The sequence below is a fragment of the Clostridium estertheticum genome, from assembly GCF_018861295.1.
GTDB lineage: Bacteria > Bacillota > Clostridia > Clostridiales > Clostridiaceae > Clostridium_AD > Clostridium_AD estertheticum_D.
On record NZ_JAHLDM010000021.1, the window covers coordinates 89,749 to 97,712 of the forward strand.

8 protein-coding genes are annotated in these 7,964 nt (G+C 28.8%); 7 read left to right on the forward strand and 1 reads right to left on the reverse strand.

Annotation, left to right across the window (positions count from 1 at the left end):
• The 4 genes from KPL54_RS18395 (at position 1) to KPL54_RS18410 (ending at position 4,828) form a co-directional block, all read left to right on the forward strand.
• Complete coding sequence (locus KPL54_RS18395; RefSeq protein ID WP_216107941.1) at positions 1–1,119, forward strand: Ger(x)C family spore germination protein; 1,119 nt, start codon at positions 1–3, stop codon at positions 1,117–1,119.
• Positions 1,120–1,243: 124 nt separating this feature from the next.
• Positions 1,244–1,702 (forward strand): PH domain-containing protein, encoded by a 459-nt coding sequence (locus tag KPL54_RS18400; RefSeq protein ID WP_216107942.1) that lies wholly within the window; start codon positions 1,244–1,246, stop codon positions 1,700–1,702.
• Entirely contained in the window at positions 1,699–3,129 is a 1,431-nt protein-coding gene (locus tag KPL54_RS18405; protein ID WP_216107943.1) for a PH domain-containing protein, read from the forward strand. The genes KPL54_RS18400 and KPL54_RS18405 overlap by 4 nt, the downstream gene beginning before the upstream one ends.
• Positions 3,130–3,436: 307 nt before the next feature.
• The gene (locus KPL54_RS18410) at positions 3,437–4,828 is read left to right on the forward strand and encodes a L,D-transpeptidase family protein (RefSeq protein ID WP_216107944.1); all 1,392 of its coding nucleotides are present in this window, start codon (positions 3,437–3,439) and stop codon (positions 4,826–4,828) included.
• Positions 4,829–5,010: 182 nt separating this feature from the next.
• Here the strand turns inward: KPL54_RS18410 and KPL54_RS18415 are convergent, their stop codons facing one another.
• On the reverse strand, positions 5,011–5,331 hold the full coding sequence (locus KPL54_RS18415) for a hypothetical protein (RefSeq protein ID WP_216107945.1): 321 nt from the start codon (positions 5,329–5,331) through the stop codon (positions 5,011–5,013).
• A 183-nt stretch (positions 5,332–5,514) separates the two neighbouring features.
• Between KPL54_RS18415 and KPL54_RS18420 the strand changes: the two genes are divergently transcribed.
• The 3 genes from KPL54_RS18420 to KPL54_RS18430 form a co-directional block, all read left to right on the forward strand.
• Entirely contained in the window at positions 5,515–6,321 is an 807-nt protein-coding gene (locus KPL54_RS18420) for a CsxC family protein (RefSeq protein WP_216107946.1), read from the forward strand.
• A gap of 175 nt (positions 6,322–6,496) precedes the next feature.
• Complete coding sequence (locus KPL54_RS18425) at positions 6,497–7,276, forward strand: CsxC family protein (RefSeq protein ID WP_216107947.1); 780 nt, start codon at positions 6,497–6,499, stop codon at positions 7,274–7,276.
• Between the two features lie 203 nt (positions 7,277–7,479).
• Positions 7,480–7,964, forward strand: a 485-nt coding sequence (locus KPL54_RS18430; RefSeq protein ID WP_216107948.1) for a hypothetical protein, incomplete at its 3' end; no start/stop codon positions are given.

Sequence of the window (7,964 nt, forward strand, 5' to 3'; positions counted from 1 at the left end):
ATGAAGAATAACAAAAAAATATATACAATACCAATTTTAGCATGTATTGCAATTGCTATATTTTTCTCCTCTGGTTTAAGACAGCAGCAACCAGTTGAACAATTGAATATTATTTCTGCAATAGGCCAAGACATTGACATAAAGGGTGATATTGCGAACTATATTACCTTATTTTCAGTATATTTATTTGAACCTCAAGAAAAAATAGAAAGTCATGTAATAAATTCTACTGCTACAAGTTTTGGACAGACTAGGCAGACAAGGCAACTAATAGATGACAAGGAAAGCATATTAGGTTCTGAAAAAATAGTCATTGAGAGTGAAGAGAATGTAGAGTATGGTATTAGGAATATGATAGATATTTTATTTAGAAACCCATATTTAAATGACACTGCATATATTGTAGTGTGCAAAGGTAAGGCATCAAACATACTTAACATGAAGATAAAAGGATATCCGAGCTCCGGAGATTTTATAGCGGGATTAATAAAAAACTCCAAATATTATAATTTTTTTTCAGATAATTATAAAGTCATAGATCTGTTTTTTGCAGTTGATAGTGAGGGTCGAAACCTGATATTGCCTTATATTGAAATGACAGATAAAGGAATTGAAATTACTGGAATGGCTCTATTTAAAAAAGATAAAATGGTTAGAAAAATCAGTATAGATGAGTCTAAAACAATGAATATGATAAAAGAAAATAATGTTCGCGGCATCCTTACAATACAGAAAAGTGCAAAAGAGGCTATTGACTATTATGCTACTTCTAAAAGAAAAATATCTTGCGTAAAGAAAGGTGATAAATATAATTTCACTATAAATATTGATTTAAAAGGTGATATAATAGCGAATACACTTTATAAAAATTTACAAAGCAGTCCTAAAAAAAATGATGAATTTAGGAGAGATATGGCTAAAAAAGTTAAAAAAGAGTGTGATGATTTTATAACCAAAATGAAAAGTCAATATAAAGTTGATTGTTTGGATCTAGGTCAGGTGGCAGCAGCTAAATATGGTAGGCAAACGGGATTAGATTGGAATTCTATAGTATGTAATTCACAAATTGATGTAAATGTAAAAGTTAATGTCCAAAAGACTGGGCGAGGTGATTACTAAATTTAAGGCTAACACGAGGAGAAATTCTTGTCTTAGTCTTTTGGTTTATATTGCCACTATACAACTAAATAGGGTACAATAGATACTAGAGGATGAATAAGTAAGTGATTTTATGGGGGGTATTATGAAAAAAATTTCACCGTTTTCAAAAAAAATGTGGACGATTGATGGATTACTTATCTTTAGTGTATTTTTAATAATTGCAGTGGCTTTAAGTATATTTTTAGGGGTTGATTCAATATGGAAATATATATTAATATTTAGTGTGTATGTAATAGCAATTATAATATTAATAAATTCATTATTTATGCCAAAATATAAGTATAAAAAATTTAGTTATGATATGGACGAAGAAAAGATTATCTTGAAATATGGAGTGGTTACTGAAATAAATGTAATTATTCCAATGAGTAGAGTTCAGTACGTAGATACAGATCAAGGAATAATATTAAAAAAATATAAGCTAATAAATTTAACTGTACATACTGCTGGGGGAGCTTATAAAATTCCATATTTAGAAAGTGAGATAGGAAATGAACTTCAGTTAAGTATTACAAAAACTGTTCAGGAGAGAAGTATATGAGAGAATTAAAACACCAACATAAATTTATAATATTTTCTGAGCTTTTTCAATTTATAAAAAATAGTATAGTTCCACTTGTTATATTTTTAATATCCATAGGTTCTAAAATCCCTAAAAAGTATGGCGGAGATTATACAGAAGCTATAGTGATAATTGCTTTTTTTGTTATAGTTAGCGCTTTAGCTATATTTAAATGGAAGAGAAATGTATATAACGTCCAGGATGATGGCATGTACATGAAATACGGTGTTTTTGAAATTCATGAGAGAACTGTTCCTTTTTCACAAGTACATACTGCAGATATATCATCATCATTAATTCAGCGCGTTTTTAATGTCTGCAGGCTTGAGATAGATACTGCGGGGGGAGATAAAAAGTCTGAAATATCTATTTTCTTATCTAAGCAGGAAGCACTAAGAATTAAAAGTATTATATTTAAGGTTAAAGAAAATGAAAATCAAGATGAAATTGTAGAAGAAAAAAACATAAAAAAGCTCACTTCTTCTTTAAAAGATTTATTTGTTATGGCGACATTTTCTACACGTATTTTAGCAGGATTTTTTATAATTTCTGCTTTTTATTCAAAGATAGATGATATAGTGCCAAAGGAATTTAAGAAAAAAGCTCAAGGATATACTGATAATGTAATGAATGGGGTTAACGGTGTTAATATAATAAAATATGTAGTAATATTAATTTTTATTATTTTGTTTATTTCCTGGGTTATATCTATTGGTTTAACTATAATAAAGTATTATAAATTTACAGTTATACGTGAAGACGATAATATTAAATTATCATATGGATTATTTAATAAAAAGGAAGTAACTATTCCGGTGAAACGAATTCAAAGTTTAATAATAGTTGAGGGAGTTATTAAAAAGTCATTAGGGTACTTTTCATTAAATGTTGAAACCATAGGTTATGGAAAGGATAAGGGTGAGAGTACGATGATTTGCCCTATTGCTAAAAGAACAGTGCTTGATAAGTTTTTTGTGGATATTTTACCTGAAATGAATATAAGTTATGAACTAGAGAAGTCTCCTAGAAAAGCTTTAAAGGGATTTCTTTTATTTAGATTAGTACCTGAGTTTATAGTAATGTCTTTAGTAGCATATTTTGCACCTTATGGGTACTATATATTTTTATTACTGCCTATATTAGTGATATTACACTATACAAGATTTATTGATAATGGACTGTATTGTAGCGATAAGTTTATTGTTATGAGATATAGAAAACTTGCAAGAGAAACTATTATAATACAAAAGGAGTCCGTACAGTCGATGGAAAAAATACAAAATATATTCCAAAAGAAAAAAGCTGTTGCTAAATGTAAAGTAACAATAGCAGGGGATGTAGCGGGCAGTTCGTATACGGTTGGATATATGAACGAAGATTTTATGAAAGATCATGTTGGATTTTGAAATTAAATCAACATAAGGTAAAAAATGTATACAAAATGACAAACATTTTATAAAAATACTGTTCGTGTACATATTTTTACCTTTCATGTCATAATTGTATACATATAAGTGGAAAAGAATTATAATATAATGAAATACTTATTATAATTCAATGGTCATAATTTAGATATTACTTGCTTAATGAAGGCAAAAGTCATACATTCATTTTGTAATTAATACAGTAATAAATATTTGCTGAATTTATTTTCAATTTTAATAGACTAGAATTGTATATATAAAATAAAATTCTTATTAAAGGAGGTGCCTCATGGTAACACAAACAATAATACAGAAAAAACATAAAAAAACTATTAAAGCAAGTATAGTAACTGTACCTATTTTAATCGTTATATATTTGGGTATATCAATGTATTTTAGCAATCATTTTTATTATGGCTTTGCAATTAATGGCATTAATGCTTCTTGTAAAACCGTAGAGGAAGTTTATACAGAAATGTTAACGAAATCCAAAACATATACATTGGATTTGAAAGAACGAAATGGTGTGAAAGAACAGATTAAGGCTAATGAAATTGGCTTAAAATATAATGTAAAGGATAAAATTCAAGCTTTAAAAGAAAGTCAGAATTCATTTACGTGGATTTTTTCGTTTTTTAGTCCAAAAACTTCTGAAATGAATGGCATAGTTACATATGACGATAAATTATTAAAAGAACGTTTTGATAAGCTTGCAGTTTCTGATAGCAAGAAAATAATTGAGCCTAAAAATGTTAGCTTTAAATATTCGGATAAGGGTTATGTTATTGAAAAGGAAGTTAAAGGAAATAAAGTAGATAGCAAGCAGTTGTATGCAAATCTAGTAAGTGCAATTGTTAAGGGAGAAACAACTGTAGATTTGGAAGCGAAAAATTATTACATCAATCCCAAATATACGTCAACATCTCAAAAAGTTAAAAACACTAAAATTTTACTTAATAAGTATATAACTTCAAAGGTTACGTATACCTTTGCTGGAGGTGAAGAAGTTTTAAAAGGCTCTATAATACACAACTTCCTTGGAGTTGACGAAAACCTCGAAATCACATTTGATAAAGATAAAATGAACGATTATGTAAATAAAATTGATAATAATTATAATACATATGGCAAGCAAAGAAATTTCGCTACGTCTCTCAAGACAACGGTAAAGGTAAATGGAGGCGATTATGGATGGTTGGTTGACCGTGAAAAAGAGGTAAATGATCTAATTGTAGCTATAAAAGGTGGACAAACTATAAAAAAAGAGCCACATTACACACAAACTGCTGCATCTCATGATATTAATGATATCGGCAGTACTTATGTTGAAATTAATTTGACAAAACAGCATTTATGGTTTTATAAGAATGGTTCGCTTGTTGTACAAGGAGATGTTGTTACTGGTGGTGTTAGCAATCATCATCAAACCCCTACCGGTGTTTATAAACTAAAATATAAAGAAAAAAATGCTACGTTAAAGGGAGAGGGATACAGTACGCCTGTTGATGTTTTTATGCCATTTAATGGTGGAATTGGAATACATGATCTAGCTTCCAGATCTTCATTTGGCGGAAGTGTATATTTGACAAATGGTTCTCATGGTTGTATAAATTGTCCACCTAGTTTAGCAAAAACGATATACAACAATATTGATGCTAATACTCCAGTTATATGTTATTAGAATTAATTTAATAAAATGGACTAGATTCTAAAAAATAAAAGTACAGAGTTGTAATAAACTCTGTACTTTTATTTTTTTTCCTTGATATACAGGTGTGATTTCCATCGATAACAGGTATCCGTAGACTAAAATTTCTAACAAAACAATATAATTAATCAAAAAAGTCAGTTTTGGATTTAACTTTATGAACATGACCAATTTGAATAAGTATAGGGGGACTGGATATTACAAGGGTTTTCATCTAACTCAGATAATTTCTTTTTATCATCACGTTTTTTTTCACAAATGCAATTATCTTTATTAGTAGGTTTATTATCAGGTTTCTTTTCACAAATGCAATTATCTTTATTAGTAGGTTTATTATCAGGTTTCTTTTCACAAATGCAATTATCTTTGTCAGTAGGTTTATCATCATGTTTTATTTCATAACCACACTGGTCTTCACAATCATTTTTATCTTCACACCACTCTTCAGGATGATAATTTATTTTAATATTAGACATAACATCACGCTCCATATATTTATTTAATATATAATACGTAACTTAATTAAAAATGATACTAACATGTTCTTGATTAAATTTCGTAATCAAAGTATTACAATAAGTAAATATATAGTAACGATTGCTTTGTTTATAACATATTATGTAAAAGGTCTTAAGACCTGAAAAAAGGAGGATTTACTTATGGAAAAGAATCAAACTACGCACCCTTGTGATAATTGTGGTGAAATTATTAGTTCCAAAACATTACCTTTAAGTAGTGGAGTTACAATTATACCAAGTGGTATTAGTGGACCTCTAGTCGCTAAAATTCCTGTAGTAATCGGCGAAACAGAGATTCAAATAGATATTGAGGCTGAGTTTAATTTGAACGAACCATTTTATGAAATTAAAAGAATAAAGAAAAATGTATATTTAACTCAATGCAAATTACTACCTAGATCGGGAGTAGTTGCTGCAGATGGCACTCTCATATCCGGAAAACTATTTATAAGTGGATTTGTAAGAAAAAATATAGAATATGCAACGGCTGACTGTATAGGGGATAAAGTTGTAAGTGGTAGAATAGCACACACAACAATTGATGTACCATTTACAGCTGTTACAGAACTTCAATATTCAGTGCCACCAGTAGTTAGTGTTCGTGGAGTTCAAACTGAAATAGATTTATTAAGTAGTTGTGGGTGTAATGACTGTACGGGAACTATTATGGGGAAATCAGGATGTGAACAATATTTTGAAGATAGTATATCTTTTACTGAAACCCCATACTGTGAGTTAGTAGGAGTAAGAATTGTTGAAGATGATATAAATTCAGATCCTATAAAATGTCATCCAGATTCAAAAGTACAACTTTACAATAAAATAATAGAAAAAATGGTTTTATATGTTAAGATTAAAGTATTACAAGTGCAACAGGTAAATATTCCATTTACTCATCCAGTTAAACCCGATTGCACTACAACTCAGTATTCCGATTACGAAAAGTAAATATATAAAGATTTAGGTATAGCCGTGCATCTAAGGAAGATATTATTCTTTATATGCACGGTTATTTATATATAGGCGATATATTATATATTTAATGATATTTAAGTAACGCTTATTGTATTTTCTACATAGTATGTAGAAGGTCATAAGACCTCAATAAAAGGAGGAATTACCTTTGGAAAAAAATCAAATTGTATACCCTTGCGATAATTGTGGTAAAATTATTAGTTCACAAACATTACCTTTAAGTAGTGGAACTACTATTACACCAGTTGGTATTAGAGGCCCTCTAGTAGCTAAAATTCCTGTAGTACTAGGTGAAAGAGAGATTCAAATAGATGTTGAAGCTGTGTTTAAATTAAACGAGCCATTCTTTGAAATTAAAAGAATAAAGAAAAATGTATATTTAACTCAATGCAAATTGCTACCTAGATCGGGCGTAATTGCTGCAGATGGAACTCTAGTATCAGGAAAATTATTTATAGGTGGATTTGTAAGAAAAAATATAGAATACGCTACTGCTGACTGTGTAGAAAAAGAAATTGTAAGTGGTAGAATCGCTCATACAACAATAGATGTCCCATTTACAGCTGTAACAGAAGTTGTATATACAGTGCCACCAGTAGTTAATGTTCGCGGAGTCCAAAAAGAAATAGATTTATTAAGTAGTTGTGGATGTAATGACTGTACGGGCACTATTATTGGAAAATCAGGATGTGAACAATATCTTGAAGATAATATAACTTTTACTGAAAGCCCATACTGTGAATTAGAAGGAATAAGGATTTTTGAAGATGATATTAATACAGATCCTTTATACCATAAAACTAATTCAAAAGTACAACTTTATAATAAAGTAGTGGAAAAAATGGTTGTATATATTAGAGTCAAAGTATTACAATTACAGCAGGTAAAGATTCCGGTTGTTCACCATTGCGATGATGACGACGAGTAAAGAGACCCTATAGACACTTGAAAATAACCGTTTTTCTAAAAAAAATTATTCTTTAGAAAAACGGTTATTTAAATATCATCGATATAATATATTTGATGATATTTAAATACATAAGGCATCTGAAATAAAATAACTAATCAGTATGCTAGTCTAGTCCATTTTATTTCATATACCAAATTCTTATAATAAAGGAGCATTCTTCAATGAAACCAGACAATAACAGTGACAAATTGGGAATGGTTAAGTTGCTTATTATTTTGAATATGTTACAACAACCAAATTGTATTATAAATGTTAATAAAAAATCCAAGAAAAACTCATCAAATGTTAAACATAAAAATAAAAAATTGGATAATTTAAATGTAAAAAAAAATGCGAAAGATAAAATGAATTCAGAATTAATACTACCTATAGAGCAAGTAATCATTGAAGAGGATTCAGAATTAATACTACCTATAAAGCAAGTAATCATTGAAGAGGATTCAGAATTAATACTATCTATAGAGCAAGTAATCATTGAAGAGGATTCAGAATTAATACTACCTATAGAGCAAGTAATAATTGAAGAGGATTCAGAATTAATACTACCTATACAGCAAGTAACTATTAAAGATGATTCGAAATTTATAATTCCTATTTGTGATAGATTAAGTAAGGAAAAGATCTTTATTATTTCAAAACTAATACA